At 70.8% G+C, this 14,238-nt stretch carries 14 protein-coding genes; 6 read left to right on the top strand and 8 right to left on the bottom strand.

The window, feature by feature from the left end; genetic code table 11:
- The first annotated feature begins 207 nt into the window (after nt 1-207).
- Entirely contained in the window at nt 208-2,199 is a 1,992-nt protein-coding gene (locus NKT36_RS07410) for a DUF460 domain-containing protein (RefSeq protein ID WP_327053319.1), read from the top strand.
- Nucleotides 2,200-2,284: 85 nt separating this feature from the next.
- Here NKT36_RS07410 and NKT36_RS07405 read toward each other — a convergent pair whose 3' ends face one another.
- On the bottom strand, nt 2,285-2,524 hold the full coding sequence (locus NKT36_RS07405) for a hypothetical protein (RefSeq protein WP_327053318.1): 240 nt from the start codon (nt 2,522-2,524) through the stop codon (nt 2,285-2,287).
- Nucleotides 2,525-2,631: 107 nt separating this feature from the next.
- On the opposite strand from NKT36_RS07405, the gene NKT36_RS07400 reads away from it, so the two are divergent.
- Both NKT36_RS07400 and NKT36_RS07395 read left to right on the top strand, forming a co-directional pair.
- A complete protein-coding gene (locus NKT36_RS07400; protein ID WP_327053317.1) occupies nt 2,632-3,417 on the top strand; it encodes an SDR family oxidoreductase in 786 nt (261 codons plus the stop codon).
- A complete protein-coding gene (locus NKT36_RS07395) occupies nt 3,417-4,088 on the top strand; it encodes a Dph6-related ATP pyrophosphatase (protein ID WP_327053316.1) in 672 nt (223 codons plus the stop codon). The genes NKT36_RS07400 and NKT36_RS07395 overlap by 1 nt, the downstream gene beginning before the upstream one ends.
- Here NKT36_RS07395 and NKT36_RS07390 read toward each other — a convergent pair.
- Nucleotides 4,085-4,354: a hypothetical protein gene (locus NKT36_RS07390; RefSeq protein WP_327053315.1), complete on the bottom strand. Its 270-nt coding sequence runs from the start codon at nt 4,352-4,354 to the stop codon at nt 4,085-4,087. The genes NKT36_RS07395 and NKT36_RS07390 overlap by 4 nt on opposite strands.
- Before the next feature lie 54 nt (nt 4,355-4,408).
- Nucleotides 4,409-5,407, bottom strand: a complete 999-nt coding sequence (locus NKT36_RS07385) for a mannose-1-phosphate guanylyltransferase (RefSeq protein WP_327053314.1) — start codon at nt 5,405-5,407, stop codon at nt 4,409-4,411.
- Between the two features lie 83 nt (nt 5,408-5,490).
- On the opposite strand from NKT36_RS07385, the gene NKT36_RS07380 reads away from it, so the two are divergent.
- The 3 genes from NKT36_RS07380 (at nt 5,491) to NKT36_RS07370 (ending at nt 9,006) form a co-directional block, all read left to right on the top strand.
- On the top strand, nt 5,491-6,621 hold the full coding sequence (locus NKT36_RS07380) for a 60S ribosomal export protein NMD3 (RefSeq protein ID WP_327053313.1): 1,131 nt from the start codon (nt 5,491-5,493) through the stop codon (nt 6,619-6,621).
- A complete protein-coding gene (locus NKT36_RS07375) occupies nt 6,618-7,622 on the top strand; it encodes a class I SAM-dependent methyltransferase (RefSeq protein ID WP_327053312.1) in 1,005 nt (334 codons plus the stop codon). The genes NKT36_RS07380 and NKT36_RS07375 overlap by 4 nt, the downstream gene beginning before the upstream one ends.
- A 154-nt stretch (nt 7,623-7,776) precedes the next feature.
- Nucleotides 7,777-9,006, top strand: coding sequence for a mechanosensitive ion channel family protein (locus NKT36_RS07370; protein WP_327053311.1), 1,230 nt, complete (start codon nt 7,777-7,779; stop codon nt 9,004-9,006).
- Nucleotides 9,007-9,021: 15 nt separating this feature from the next.
- On the opposite strand, the gene NKT36_RS07365 is transcribed toward NKT36_RS07370, so the two are convergent.
- From NKT36_RS07365 to NKT36_RS07345, 5 genes are all read right to left on the bottom strand, one after another.
- Nucleotides 9,022-9,750 (bottom strand): SagB/ThcOx family dehydrogenase, encoded by a 729-nt coding sequence (locus NKT36_RS07365; RefSeq protein ID WP_327053310.1) that lies wholly within the window; start codon nt 9,748-9,750, stop codon nt 9,022-9,024.
- 790 nt (nt 9,751-10,540) lie between these two features.
- Nucleotides 10,541-12,349 carry an ATP-dependent DNA helicase gene (locus NKT36_RS07360; RefSeq protein ID WP_327053309.1) on the bottom strand — a complete coding sequence of 603 codons (1,809 nt, stop codon included), beginning with the start codon at nt 12,347-12,349 and terminating at the stop codon, nt 10,541-10,543.
- A gap of 97 nt (nt 12,350-12,446) precedes the next feature.
- Complete coding sequence (locus tag NKT36_RS07355) at nt 12,447-12,668, bottom strand: DUF7561 family protein (RefSeq protein WP_327053308.1); 222 nt, start codon at nt 12,666-12,668, stop codon at nt 12,447-12,449.
- Between the two features lie 67 nt (nt 12,669-12,735).
- Nucleotides 12,736-13,047 (bottom strand): hypothetical protein, encoded by a 312-nt coding sequence (locus NKT36_RS07350; protein WP_327053307.1) that lies wholly within the window; start codon nt 13,045-13,047, stop codon nt 12,736-12,738.
- 78 nt (nt 13,048-13,125) lie between these two features.
- A complete protein-coding gene (locus tag NKT36_RS07345) occupies nt 13,126-14,145 on the bottom strand; it encodes a DUF5784 family protein (protein WP_327053306.1) in 1,020 nt (339 codons plus the stop codon).
- Nucleotides 14,146-14,238: the final 93 nt, after the last annotated feature.

Genomic DNA, 14,238 nt, shown 5'->3' with positions numbered 1-14,238 from the left:
CGCCGTGGCCGGCCGTCGGCCGCGCCCGGTCGCACGACGATGCGCGAGTCGCGCCGACGCCCTTCGTCATCGCGCCGGAGAACACCCGCGACCGGTCACCGGCGCGACAGTACGACGTCCGCCATCGGCTGGCATGGCCACCGGCGAACGGTTCGGCAGAGCGAACTGCGCGCCGGATTTATATTTCGGAGGGCCCTACTCCGTCCCGTGAGCGAGCGAACGAGCGCCCTCGACGCGCTGGTCTTCGGCGTCGACGTACAGAGCGGGGACGTGCGGGGCGACGCTCCTTCCTACGCGCTCGTCGTCTACGACGGGGAGCAACTGGAACGCGACGTGGTCACCCACCGGAAGCTCCTGCGCCGCATCGAGCGCGAGAAACCGGCGCTCGTGGCGACGGACAACATGTACGAACTCGCCGCGGACAAGGACGCGCTCGTCCACTTCCTGCGCGAGTTGCCGGACGGGACGCGACTGGTCCAGGTGACCGGCGACGAGCGACCGGAACCGCTCTCCCGCGTCGCCTCCCGGCACGGGGTCCCGTACGGCAAGGACCCGATGCAGGAGGCCGAGGCGGCGGCCCGGCTGGCCGCGACGAACGTCGGCCAGGAGGTGTCGGCGTTCACCGACACGACTCGCGTCAAGGTCGCCCGCGGTCGCTCGACCGGCAAGGGCGGCTGGAGCGAGGACCGCTACACGCGCCGCATCCACGGCTCCGTCAAGGAGGCCGCCCGGGACGTCGAGTCGAGCCTCGACGGCGCGAACCTCGACTACGAACGCGAGGTGACCGAGAAGTACGGCGGCTACGCCAACGCCGTGTTCGAGGTCGAAGCGCGCCCGGAGGACATCCCCGTCTCCGCGCGGCGCTCCGGCGACGTCCGCATCGAGGTCGAGCGTCTCCAGCGGGACGGCATCGAGTTCGAACCGCTGGCCAAGCGCCGCGACCACGTCCTCGTCGGCATCGACCCCGGGACGACGACGGCGGTCGCGCTCGTCGACCTCGACGGCACCCTGCTCGACGTCTGGAGCACCCGGACGGCCGACACCGCCGAGGTCATCGAGTGGATCATCTCGCGCGGCCGGCCGGTCGTCGTCGCGGCCGACGTGACGCCGATGCCCGAGACCGTCGAGAAGATACGGCGCAGCTTCGACGCCGCCGGATGGACGCCCGAGCGCGACCTTCCCGTCGACGAGAAGCAGCACCGCACGCGCGACCACGACTACGACAACGACCACCAGCGCGACGCGATGGCCGCCGCGCTGTACGCGTTCGACCGCCACGAGGACCAGTTCCGGCGCATCGCCCGGAAGGTGCCGGCGGGCGTCTCGCGCGGCGAGGTGACCGCCCGCGTCGTCGCCGGCGAGGAGAGCGTCGAGGCGGCGCTCGCCGACCTGACGGAGGAACCGGACGAGGAGGACGAGGAGACCGAGCACGCGCCCCGGGAGCTCACCGACGAGGAGAAGCGCATCAGGCAGCTCGAATCGCAGGTCGACCGCCTGCAGTCGCACGTCGAGGACCTCCGGGAGACCGTCTCGGAGAAGGACGACCGCATCGCGGAGCTGGAGGACGAACTCACCGAGGCGCGCCGCGAGGAGCGCCGCGACGCCCGCGAGCGCCGCCAGGTGTCGCGGCTCGAACGCGAGACCGACCGCCTCGAACGCGAGGTCGACGAGCGCGACGAGCGCATCGCGGAACTGGAGGACAAGCTCGCGCGGCTCAAGCAGCTCTGGAAGCTCGACCACTCGAACTTCACCGACGTCGCCGCCCAGAAGAAGGACCTCGTCCCGGTCAAACCGGTCGACAAGTTCACGAAGGACGCCATCCGGCGCGCCCACGACGACTACGGGCTGGCCGAGGACGACGTGGTCTACCTCCGGGACGCCAGCGGCGCCGGCCGCTCGACCGCCGAGCGTCTCGCCGAGGTGAATCCCCGCGTCGTGCTCAAGGAGGGCGGCATCTCCGACGTCGCCGACGACGTGCTGTTCGAGCACGAGATCCCCGTCGGCCCGGCCGACGACGTGACGCTGCAGGAAGTCGACGAGCTCGCCGTCGCCCGCGAGAGCGAGGTCGAGGCGGTCGTCGACGACTGGCACGACCGCGCCGAACAGCGCCGGCTCGAACGGAAGTCCGACCAGCTCGACCGCCTCATCAGCGAACACCGCGCCGAGCGCCGCCACGACAGCCGGAGTTCGAGCCCCTGAGTCGCTTCTCGACCCACCGCTCCGCCAGCAGTCCCGTCGCGTCGAACTCCAGTATCGCTACCCGTTCGTTCCGAGAAAAGTCGAGCTAGATCGAGAAGTCGATGACGAGCGTCGCCACGACGCCGGCCGTCCAGACGAGGCCGCCGACGGCCGCGAGACCCAGGCCGCCGTAGACCAGTTCGAGTCCGGGTTCACCCGCGCAGTCCACCACGTCGTTCGCCGACTCGACGGCCGGACAGGCCCCCGTCGGGGCCGTCGCCGCCGCGCCGACGAACAGCAGCAGGCCGACCACGAACAGCCAGAGGCCGACGCGCGTCGCGTTCATATCCCTTCTTTTCTGCAGGGGGACTTGTTCGTTCCGGGCTACGTCTCCGCGCCTCGGGAGCCGTCGCGTCCCCTAGACGTTTTATCGTCGCCCGCGAACCCTGTAACATGGACCTTGGACTCGAAGGCAACGCGGCGCTGGTGACGGCGAGTTCCAGCGGGCTCGGCCTCGCCAGCGCGAAGGCACTGGCTCGCGAGGGCGCAGACGTGGCCATCTGTGCGCGCGGCGAGGACGCTCTCGCCGACGCCGAAGCCGAAGTGGACGAGATGGGCGACGGCGACGTGCTCGCGGTGCCGGCCGACATCACCGACCCGGACGAGGTGGCGGCGCTGGTCGACGAGACGGTCGAGACGTTCGGCGGTCTGGACCACCTCGTCACCTCGGCGGGTGGGCCGCCGAGCGGGCGGTTCGTCGACACGACCGAGCGCGAGTGGTACCAGGCCTACGACCTGCTCGTGATGAGCGTCGTCTGGGCGACGAAGGCGGCGCGCCCCCACCTCGTCGAGAGCGACGCCGGCACCCTCGTCACCATCACGTCGACGAGCGTGCGCGAGGCCATCGACGGCCTCGTCCTCTCGAACGCCGTCCGGCGGGCCGTCATCGGCCTGATGAAGACGCAGGCCCGCGAGTTCGCCCCCGAGGTGCGGGCCAACGCGGTACTGCCCGGGGCGCACGAGACGCCGCGCATCCAGGAACTCGTCGAGGACGCGCTCGACCGCGGCCAGTACGACTCCTACGAGGACGGGCTGGCCGACTGGGCGAGCGACATCCCGCTCGACCGCGTCGGCGACCCGATGGAGCTGGGCGACGCCGTCGCCTTCCTCTCCAGCGACCGCGCGAGCTTCGTCAACGGCGCCGCCGTCCCCGTCGACGGCGGCCGGCTCCGGAGCTGATGGCGACGGTCCTCTCGTGGAGCGGCGGCAAGGACGCCGCGTTCGCGCTGTGGGTACTCCGGCGGGCCGGCGACGACCCCGTGGAACTGCTGACGACGCTGGGCGTGAACGACCGCTCCAGCATGCACGGCGTGCATCGCGACCTGTACGCCGCGCAAGCCGCGGCGCTCGGCGTCCCCATCCGATTCGTCGACCTCCCCGAGGCGCCGTCGAACGACGAGTACGAGGAACGGATGGCGGCCGTCGTCGCCGACTACGAGGCGCGCGGCGTCGACCGGCTGGCGTTCGCGGACATCTTCCTCGACGACGTCCGGGCGTACCGCGAGGAGCGCCTCGCCGACGCCGACGTGGACGCCGCCTTCCCGCTCTGGGGGCGTGACACCGCCGAACAGGCGCGGGCGTTCCTCGACGCCGGCTTCCGGGCGACGGTCGTCGCGGTGGACGGCGCCGCGCTCGACCCGTCGTTCGCCGGCCGCGCGTTCGACACCGAGTTCCTGGCGGCGCTCCCCGACGACGTCGACCCCTGCGGCGAGCACGGCGCGTTCCACACGTTCGTCCACGACGGGCCCGTCTTCGAGGAACCGGTCCCGGTGACGACCGGCGACGTCGTCGCTCGCGAGATGGGCGACGGCGTCTTCCACTACTGCGACCTGCGGCGCGCGCAGGACTAGGACTCGATCTTCTCGACGATCTCCTTCGCCTCGTCGCGGGTCGTGTCCTCGCCGGCGTACTTGTCGATGAGGACGCTCTGGACCTCCCAGTCGTCGCCGTCCTTGCGCTTGCCGGTCCTGACCTCCGCCCCTTCTGAGACGTCCTGGGCGGCGTGGGCCGCCCAGTCGGGCGTCCGGATGGTGTCGAACTCGTCCGGGTCGCGGAACCGGACGTGGATGTACTCGTCCTCCGTCTCGACGCTGTCGACGGTCGGTGTGTCTCCCATGGTCGAATGGCCGTCAGGGACGGTGAGAAAGCTGATGGCCAGCGCTCGCGACCGTCAGAAGTCGTCCGTCTCGCGGAGCTCGGCGACGACCTCGCGCACGCGCTGGGCCTCCGCTTTCGGGACGACGAGCACGCGGTCGTCGTAGGCCGCCACGACGAGGTCGTCCACGCCGACGAGGCTGACGTGGCCGTCGGTCGCGACGACGTTCCCCGTGGCGTCGACGGTCAGCGCGTCGCCGACGACGGTGTTCCCGTCCGCCCCGTCCGCGATGCGTTCGAGCGCGTCCCACGACCCGAGGTCGTCCCACTCGAAGGTCGCGGGCACGACGACGGCGTCGTCGGTGCGCTCCAGCACGGCGTAGTCGACGCTCACCGGGTCGACGGCGTCGAATCCGCGCTCGGGGTCGCCGTCGTCGAGCGCGTCGACCAGCGGCGCGAGTGGTGAATCGCGGGCCTCCCGGAGCAACGTCTCCGGCGTCCACGCGAACATCCCGGCGTTCCAGTAGAACCCCTCGTCGACGAACCGCTCGGCCGTCCCGCGGTCCGGCTTCTCGCGGAACTGCGCGACGTCGAAGTGGTCGCCGTGGTCGGTTCCCGGTTCGACGTAGCCGTAGCCGGTCGCCGGGCGCGTCGGTTCGACGCCGACCGTGACGAGCCCCCCGGTTTCCACTGCAACCGCGGCGGCGCGGCGGGCGGTCGCGGCGAAGTCGCCCGCGACGTGGTGGTCGCTGGGGAGCACGAGCAGGACGCAGTCGCCGACCTGCTCGCGGACGCGGTGGGCGGCGTAGACGAGCGCGGGGCCGGTGTCCTTCGGGTCGGGTTCGACCAGCACGCCGGCCTCCGGGACGTGCTCGCGGACGCGGTCGGCGTGCTCCGGGCCGGTGACGACGAAGACCTCGTCGGCGAACCCGGCGCGGGAGACGGTCTCGGCGAGGAGAGAGTCGTCGCCGTCGCCGAGCGGGAGGAACTGCTTGGGGCGGTCGCTCCGGCTCGCGGGGTAGAGGCGCGTCCCCGTGCCGCCGGCCATCACGAGCGCGACGAGCGGGCGGTCCATGCCCGCCGCAACGGGGCGGTGCCTAAAGTCGTCTCGGGTTCCGGTTCTACAGGTTTAAAAGCGAGAGCGCCCTACATCCGCCGATGACCGAGTCTGGCGAGTTCTGCCCCAGGTGCGGCGACCCGATAGCGGTCGACCGCGAGCAACGGCAGTACCCGGGGGCCGCCACCCGGCGCGAGCGGAAGCTCTGTGACTCCTGTTACTTCGACCGCTTCGACCTGGTCGACGCCCCCGACCGCATCGAGGTGCGGGTCTGCGCGCAGTGCGGTGCCATCCACCGCGGCAAGCGATGGGTCGACGTCGGCGCGCAAGACTACACCGACGTCGCCATCGAGGAGGTCAGCGAGGCACTCGGCGTCCACGTCGACGCCCGCGACGTCTCCTGGCAGGTCGACCCCGAGCAGGTCGACCAGAACACCATCCGGATGCACTGTCACTTCTCCGGCGTCGTCCGGGACACCCTCGTCGAGGAGACGGTGACGGTCCCGGTGAAGATCTCCCGCGAGACCTGCACGCGCTGCGGTCGCATCGCGGGCGACTACTACGCGAGCACCGTCCAGGTGCGGGCGGTCGACCGCGTGCCCACCGCCGAGGAGACCGACCGCGCCCGCGAGATAGCGACCGAGACCGTCGAGGCGATGGAGGCGACCGGCGACCGCGACGCCTTCGTCACCGACGTCGGCGAGACCGACGGCGGCCTCAACATCAAGGTCTCGACGACGAACATCGGCAAGAAGATCGCGAGCAAGCTGGTCGAGGAGTTCGGCGGCGACTTCGACGACTCCGAGACGCTCGTCACCGAGGACGAGGACGGCGACGAGGTGTACCGCGTCACCTACTCCGTCCGCCTGCCACCGTTCACGCCCGGCGACGTCGTCGACCTCGACGACGGCGAGGGCCCCGTCCTCGTCCGGAGCGTCCGCGGCAACCTCAAGGGCCGCCGGCTCACCACCGGCGAGCAGTACGAGGCGAGCCCCGAGGACGGCGACGCGCCGGACGCGCGCAAACTCGGGACCGTCGACGACGCCGAGGAGACGACGCTCGTCTCGGTCGAGGACGAGCACGCCGTCCAGGTGCTCGACCCCGAGACCTACCAGACGAAGACGATATCCCGCCCGGACTACCTCGACCCGGACGCCGACACCGTTCGGGTACTCAAGAGTCGCGCGGGACTGCACGTGGTGCCCGACGGGTCGCCACGTGGCGAGGCGTGAGCAGTGACGCGCTCGCCGCCGTGGTCGCAAAGCCGCGCGCCGAGGACGCCATCGCGGCGCTCGACGCCGAGGGCGTCTACGACGACGCGCGAGCGGTGCGCGAACGCGACGACGAGACGGTCGAACTCCCCGTCACGGCCCGCCCGGAGGAGACGGACGTTCTCGACGTGGTCGAACAGGACGACCCCGAGCGTCGCCTGCCGGACCTCGACGCCCACCTCCGCGACCGCGGCTTCACCGACGAGGAGATCGAGCGCGCGCCGGGGTCGTGGGCGGTCGTCGGGACCGTCGTGCTCGTCGACTTCGGGGAGTGTCGCCGCCGCGAGGCGGTCGGCCGGGCGCTGCTCGACCTCCACGGCGAGGCCGACACGGTGCTCGCCCGCGGTGGCGTCGCCGGCGAGCACCGCGAACCCGACGTGACCGTCGTCGCCGGCGCGGGCGACACCGAGACGGTCCACACCGAGCACGGCACGCAGTACGCCCTCGACTTCGCGTCCGTGATGTTCTCGCCCGGCAACAAGCGCGAGCGCGCCCGCATGGGCGAGGTCGTCGCCGAGGGCGAGCGCGTCCTCGACATGTTCGCCGGTATCGGCTACTTCACGCTCCCGATGGCCCGTGCCGGGGCCCGGGTCACGGCGGTCGAGCGCAACCCGACCGCGTTCCAGTTCCTGCTGGAGAACGCCGTGATGAACGGCGTCCAGGACCGCGTCGACGCCTACCGCGCCGACTGCCGGGACGTCGAGGCGTCGGTCGACCGCGTCGTCATGGGCTACTACGACGCCTACGAGTACCTCGACGCCGCGCTCGCCGCGCTCGACCCAGGCGGCGTCGTCCACTTCCACGAAGCGACGCCCGAGGCGCGCCTCTGGGACCGCCCCGTCGGACGACTGCGCGACGCGGCGAGCGAGCGCGACCGGACGGTCGAGGTGCTCGACCGCCGGCGCGTCAAGAGCCACAGCGAGGGCGTCTTCCACGTCGTCGTCGACGCGCGCGTCGACTGACGGTGGCCGCTCGTCGCCCCCGGAGCTATCAGCGAACTGGTTGCTGGCGTCGGGTTCTGGCGATAGATGCCGCTGTGTCCCGTGGTTACGGAGCGTGACGAACGTTACAGCATGCGGAAGTTTCAATAGTCGCTGGTCTGGGAATCCAAGGGAAATGGGACTCCCGTGGCCGCAGCGGACGCTGGCGTTGCTGGAGGACATCTCGACGACCGAGATGCAACTGGTCGCCAGCGCGGCGCTCGTCATCGGCGGCGTCGTCGCCAGCCACGTGGTCGCGCCGTTCCTCGTGCGGTCGCTCCGGGACCTCGTCGCCGAGCGGGTCGTCACCGGTCACGTCGAGGAGCTGGCCGACCTGATTGCAGAGTACGTCCCCTTGCGCGTCCCCGTTTGGCTGTTCGTCCGAACGCTGCAGACCGTCATCGTCGCGCTGACGGGGCTGGCGGTGCTGGCCGTCTGGGGGCGGTTCGGCTTGCTCGCCACCATCCTGGCGCTGTTCGACCAGTCGGTCCCGCGGCTCGTGCAGGTGGGGCTGACCGTCGGCCTGCTGGGCGGGACCTACGTCGGTACAGGCATCCTCGAGGACTGGCTCAAGCGGTTCGGCGAGACCTCCGACCGGCTGACGAAACATCAGGAGGAGATCTCCATCCGCGTCCTCCAGCTCGTCATCTTCGCGTCGGCCGGCCTGGTCGTCCTCTCCATCTGGAACGTGGACCTGAGCGGCCTGCTCGTCGGCGCGGGGTTCCTCGGCATCGTCGTCGGTATGGCGGCGCGACAGACGCTCGGCTCGCTCATCGCCGGGTTCGTGCTGATGTTCTCCCGACCCTTCGAGATCGGCGACTGGATCGAGATCGGCGACCACGAGGGCATCGTCACCGACATCACCATCACCAACACCCGCATCGAGAACTTCGACGGCGAGTTCGTCGTCATCCCCAACGACCGGGTCGGCGACAGCACGCTCATCAACCGGACGAAGAAGGGGCGCATCCGCCTGCGGCTCGACGTCGGCGTCGACTACGACGCGGACGTCGACCGTGCGGTCGACCTCGCGGAGTCGGCCATGACGGACGTCGACGAGGTGATGCGCGTTCCGGCGCCGGAGGCCTACCCCAAGCGCTTCGGCGACTCGGCGGTCGTGCTCGAACTCCGGTTCTGGATCGAGAAGCCCAGCGCCCGCCGCCGCGCCCGCGCCCTCGCGAACGTCATCGGGGCGGTCAAGGCGACCTACGACGACGCCGGCGTCAAGATTCCGTTCCCGCAGCGCGAACTCGGCGGCCGCGAGGAAGCCGGCGGCCTGCGCGTCAGCGAGGGGTCCCGCGACGGCCCGGACGCCCGCGACGCCCCCGACCCGATGGAGTCGAAACGCCGCGTCGAACCCGAGTGACGCTGGGTTCTCCTTCTACGGCCGCTTGCCGATGGGATTGATGGACAGCGGCCGGTTCCGCTCGGGCGCGTCGAGCAGCGAGACCACCTGGTCGTCCGCGAACGCGCCGATGGTCACCATCGCGAGGTCGAGCGCCTCCGCCTGCAGGTAGAGGTTCTCCGCGGCGTGGCCGGCCTCCATCGGCACGTACCGCCGCCGGCCGCGCGCGCCGTAGCGCTGCACCGTCCGCCGGTCGACGCCCGTGACGACCACGTCCACCGCGCCCGCGCCGACCCACTCCTGGTCGACGGCCGCGTCCCGCAACTCGGCCTGGACGTCCCCGCGTCGCGTCCGCTCGACGCTGTGGGACTTCGGCCGGTAGTGGTAGACGCCCGCCGGCAGGTCCGCCACGCCGCCCTCGCCGACGACGGCGTAGAGTTCGAGCGGGTAGGTCGCCCCCGCGCTCGGCGCGGCGCGGTGGCCGGTCGACGGCTCCGTGACGCCCTGGGCGGCCCAGAGCAGTTGCCCCAGTTCGGCGGTCGAGAGCGGTTCGTCGGCGTACTCGCGCCGCGACCGCCGGTTCGCGATGGCCGCCTCGACGGCGAGGTCGCCCTCCCGGTCGGGCGACGGCAGGGCGACCGTCTCCCCCTCGTCCTCCTGTCGTCCGACGCCGCGACCGCGCGCTTCGGCGACGTACCCCGCGAGCAACGACGCGCCGGCAGCCGAGACGAGCATCCGCCGTGACAGTCGCTTGCGAGCCGTCATCGAACGCGCTTCGCTGTGCGCCAGGTTCAGGATTGCGGCCGTCCCTCCCTGTCTCTGATGCGCGTTCCCGTTCGCCTTCTGCGACGACTAACTGCGGTTCCACGCGGCTAGCTACTGCTCGAGCCTGTGAGTAGAGAAGCCCTCGCTCGCACCTGCGGTGCTCGCTCCGCGTTCGTCGCTCGTGACGACCTGCTGCGGGGTACTCCGCACGGCCAGTGACTGCGTGCGTTCCACGCGGCTAGCTACCGCTTGAGCCTCTGAGTAGAGAAGCCCTCGCTCGCACCTGCGGTGCTCGCTCGCCCTTCATCCGCCACGGTCCGCCCCGCCCCGCACCGCGCCTCGCCCTCCCCAGCCGCCTGCGCGTCTCGGCGCTCGCTGGGCTCCCGCCTGCGATGCTCGTCCCTCGCGCGCGTTGCTCGCGCGCGCCGGTGACGAACGCGCCGACGGTGGGTCACCGTCTCTCAGCGACTCGTCCCGTTCAGTCCGTCCGTTTCGGCTACCCGACCGACTACCGCTGGGCGGGACTGGAAGGGGCCGTCCGCTCGGCTGCCGAGACGACGCAACCACCGCAACGCAGTGAGGAGCGCAGCGAGTCGCAGGCGGCGAGCGGATGGGGGCTTTCGAGGTGAACCCATTCCAGGTCGAACCCCCCGCCGTCGTGACCCTAACGGTTATGTCGGTCGCCGCCTCCGGAACAGACATGGAGAACCTTCGACAGAAACTGATATCGCTGTTCTTCGTCCTGTTGATGCTCGGGTCGGGGATAGCGTACTCGATATCGTTCTTCTGACTACTCGGTGTCCCACACGTCGGCCATCGGGCTCTTGCGCTCGCGGGTGCTGGAGCCGCTGGACCCGCCGGCGTCGGACGTCCCGCCGCTTCCGCTGGTTCCCCCGCCGCTCGTCCGTCGACCGCGCCGTGAGCGACGGGTCCGCCCGCCGGGGCCGCCGCCGGCGTCGCCGGGGTCGAAGTCGGGGAGGTCGGGGACCGACATCCGGTCGACCTGCTCCTCGAACCAGGCCGGCATGTCCGTGCGGGCGCGGTCGAACAGCTGGAGGAGACTGGAGTCGGCGAGGTAGGTCGCGCCGTGGTCGTCGGGCGCGCGGACGACGCGCCCACAGGCCTGGATGACGGTGCGGAGCGCGGCCCGGTAGTACCACGCCCACTGGCCGTCCTCCAGGCGGTGGGCGACCCGGGAGTCGCCGGTGTTCTGGAACGGCGCCTTGCAGAGCACCTGCCAGCGCGCGAGGTCGCCGCGCAGGTCCAGCGCCTCCTCCATCTTCACCGAGAGGAACACGTCCGGGTCGTCGGTGGCCTTCCACGCTTCGAGGTCGGCGTCGCGGGTCTCGCGGTCGTGGGCGCGCACCCGGCCGCCGACGCCGAAGTCGTCGAGCATGTCGGCGAGTTTCTCCTGGATTGCGTAGGAGTGGGCGTGGACGATGCCCTTCTCGTCGGGGTGGGCCTGCATGACGCGGACGACGGTGCGGGCGATGTCCGGCAGGGTGTCGTCGCGGTGCTCGTAGGTCATCTTCCCCTGCGTGACGTCGTACAGCGGCCGGTTCTCGACGGGGAACGTGTGGCCGACGTCGACGAGCGCGACGTTCGACGGGTCGAGGCCGACCTGCCGACAGAAGGCCTCCTTGTTCAGGATGGTCGCCGACAGCAGCGCGAACCGGTTCCCCCGGTCCCAGACGGTGTGGGCGAGGTACCGCTCGGGGTTCATCGGTTTGATGGTCATGGGACCTCCGCCGTCTCCCGACCCGCCAGCGCCGTCCTGGTCGACGACCCACTCCGTCGCGCTGTCGGGGTCGCGGTAGTCGTCGACGAACCAGTCGAGTTCGGAGATGAGCTCCTGGAGACGGTCCCGGCGCGCAGCCTCGGCTGGCGAGAGCTCCTTCTGCGCCAGGAGTTCGTCCTTGTGGCGCGAGCAGACGTTCGAGAGCCGCTCGGCGTACTGGACGGCGCGCTCGACGCGGTCGACCTCGGGCACTTGCAGGTCCTCCCAGATGGGGACGGTCCGGGGGTTCAGGTCGATGGCGGCGTACATCTCCGCCCACTCGGCGAGGCCGTGGGCCTCGTCGACGACGACGACGTCGCGCTTGCGGAACACCTCCGAGCCGGCGGTGCGCATGAAGTACGCGAGCGTCATCGCGGCGATCTCGCGGTTACTGGCGATGGCGCGGTCGGAGAAGTACGGACAGCGGTGTTTCACCGAGCAGTCGTATCCCTTCTCCCGGGCACAGGGCGCGCGGTCGACGGGGGTGTCGCCCTCGCCCGGCAGGATGCACGTGTAGTTGCGCTTCCCGCGGATGATCTTCAGGTCGTCCAGCAGGTCGTCGGCCGCCACGTCGTCGAGCTGGGAGACCTGCGGCGTCGTGTAGTACGCCCCGATGGCGTCGCTCGGTGCGGCCTCGTCCGGCCGCCGGGCACAGCCCGCGATGGCGCGGGCGAGCAGCGACTTCCCGCTCCCCGTGGGCGCGCGCACCAGCACCACGTCGTTGCCGTCTTCGAAGGCGTCGCGGACGTCGGCGAGCGCGTCGCGCTGGTTGCCGCGGTAGGAGGGAGCGGGGAACTCCTCGAAAATCCGCTCGGGGTTCACGATTTCTTCGACGAAAGCCGGGAGCGAAAAACCTGACGGTCCGGGGCGACGGCGCGTCGGCGACGCACCGAGCGGACGCGAGCGAACCGGCCGGCGATCACTCCTCGTCCCGCGCTTCCTCGTCCAGCGCCGCCACGTCCTCCGCTGTCGGGTAGTCCGGCAACCGGTCGATGCAGGCGTAGCAGAGGAAGTGTTCGCTGCCGTCCTCGAACTCCAGCGTCATCCCGCCGGACGCCTGCGGGTCCGTGTTCCAGAGGTTGGCGATGCCGCCCGCGATGGGCACGTCGGCGCCACACCCGTCGCACTGGTCGGTCGTCATACGCCCGCTACGGGTGGCGCGTCAAAAAGGACCGCGTCGCGGGTCGAATCCCACCGGGCGACCGCGCTCAGATGGGGTCGTCGGGGTCGTACTTCTCGGCCATCCGGGTCGCCTCCGCGGCGTATCGCTCGCGGGTCTCCGGGTCGTCGACGGCCCCCAGTTGCCCGGGTGCGACGTCGAGGGCGGCCAGCGTCTCGCGGGCCGCACCGGTGAAACTGGTCAGCGCGCGCTCCTTCCGGAAGTAGCGCTCGCCGTCCGGCGTCGCGTACACGAGGATGATGAGGTTCTGCTCGTCGTCGGAGTAGGTCCGCTCGACCAGCCAGACCCGGGTCTCCGCCGTTTCGGTCGCCGCCTCGCCGTCGGTGGTCGTCTCGCTCATACCCGACGGTAGGCGTTCGCGACGTAAAACTCGTTCTCCGGTTTCCGGAATCGAAGAGTCGCCCGTCTTTCTCGCCGCTCAGACCCAGGTTACCGCGCCGTCGAGCGAGAGGGGGACCGACCCCTTGGCGTACCCCTCGACGCTGCCGTCCGGGCGCGCCCGGAACACCACGGCGGGCCGGTGGCGAACCTCCGGTTTCTCGCCGACGATGGCGGTCCACTCGTCGTCGCGGAAGCCCGAGCAGTCGACGAACAGGACCGCGCCGCCGCCGTGCTCCTGCAACTGGCCGTTGGTCTTGGTCGCCGCCGTCTCCCGGAGGGCGGTGACGGGGTGGTCGGCGTCGCGGCGCTTGGGCGGCCGCGGTCGCGTGACCTCGACGAGGGTGGTCCCGTCGCCGTCCGGGGGGTCGGCCCGGAAGTCCAGCGAGTGCCCCGTCGTCACCTCGATCTCGGGCGTCAGGTCGTAGCCGGCGTCGGTGAGCACCTTCGCGGCGGTGAACTCGCTCATCGCGGAACTCATCCGGCCGGCGTCGACGTGCTCGCTCGTCCCGAGCTTCGACGCCATCGTGTAGCGGTAGTCGTCGAGCGCGCCCGTCGAGAGGAACCGCTCGTAGAACGCGAGCGCCTCGTCGCGCGTCGCGTCCGGGAATCCGACGCCGTGGTTCCGGAAGAACTTCCGGGAGCTGTCGCGGCCGTCCTTCGAGAACAGTACCGGGAGGAAGAACCACGAGAGGTGGTCGTACTCCGCGAGCCACGGCGTCTCGGCCTCGAGGTCGCCCAGCAGTTCGCGCTGGCCCCACCGGGCGACCGGATAGGGTACCTCGTCGAACGTGTACTTCGTCGTCTTCCACAGCGCCGACGGCGTCTCGGTGTTGCCGAGCCAGAACGCCACCGGGTCGTCGCCGTCGCGCCAGGCAAACAGCGCGACGTCCCCGTTGTCCATCTCGAACCGCCGGGTCCGGTAGCCGTTCGGGCCGACGTAGTGGGGCGTCACGCGCTCTGCGCCGAGGTTGTCGTCGAGGGGTGCGTAGATGTCGCGGTCGATTCGGTCGTCGTTCCACCGCTCCGTGGAGCGGCGAAACCGGAGCGGACTTGCCACACCGTCAGATATCCGTTCGAGGGCTTTACGCCTTGTGCTACCCGGGAGGGTGTGTACGGCGCGTTCTCCCCTTGCGTCTGACGATTTAACCGC

The organism is Halomicrococcus gelatinilyticus, from assembly GCA_024227995.1.
Classification (GTDB): Archaea; Halobacteriota; Halobacteria; order Halobacteriales; family Haladaptataceae; genus Halomicrococcus; species Halomicrococcus gelatinilyticus.
The sequence above is the reverse complement of the archived record's forward strand: the minus strand, read 5'-3'. Positions and strand labels throughout refer to the sequence as shown.

What these genes read in the sequence shown, in the direction of transcription:
- NKT36_RS07405 (WP_327053318.1), bottom strand. Translation starts at nt 2,524, where the DNA reads ATGAACGCGACGCGCGTCGGCCTCTGGCTGTTCGTGGTCGGCCTGCTG.
- NKT36_RS07400 (WP_327053317.1), top strand. Translation starts at nt 2,632, where the DNA reads ATGGACCTTGGACTCGAAGGCAACGCGGCGCTGGTGACGGCGAGTTCC.
- NKT36_RS07395 (WP_327053316.1), top strand. Translation starts at nt 3,417, where the DNA reads ATGGCGACGGTCCTCTCGTGGAGCGGCGGCAAGGACGCCGCGTTCGCG.
- NKT36_RS07390 (WP_327053315.1), bottom strand. Translation starts at nt 4,354, where the DNA reads ATGGGAGACACACCGACCGTCGACAGCGTCGAGACGGAGGACGAGTAC.
- NKT36_RS07385 (WP_327053314.1), bottom strand. Translation starts at nt 5,407, where the DNA reads ATGGACCGCCCGCTCGTCGCGCTCGTGATGGCCGGCGGCACGGGGACG.
- NKT36_RS07380 (WP_327053313.1), top strand. Translation starts at nt 5,491, where the DNA reads ATGACCGAGTCTGGCGAGTTCTGCCCCAGGTGCGGCGACCCGATAGCG.
- NKT36_RS07370 (WP_327053311.1), top strand. Translation starts at nt 7,777, where the DNA reads ATGGGACTCCCGTGGCCGCAGCGGACGCTGGCGTTGCTGGAGGACATC.
- NKT36_RS07365 (WP_327053310.1), bottom strand. Translation starts at nt 9,750, where the DNA reads ATGACGGCTCGCAAGCGACTGTCACGGCGGATGCTCGTCTCGGCTGCC.
- NKT36_RS07355 (WP_327053308.1), bottom strand. Translation starts at nt 12,668, where the DNA reads ATGACGACCGACCAGTGCGACGGGTGTGGCGCCGACGTGCCCATCGCG.
- NKT36_RS07350 (WP_327053307.1), bottom strand. Translation starts at nt 13,047, where the DNA reads ATGAGCGAGACGACCACCGACGGCGAGGCGGCGACCGAAACGGCGGAG.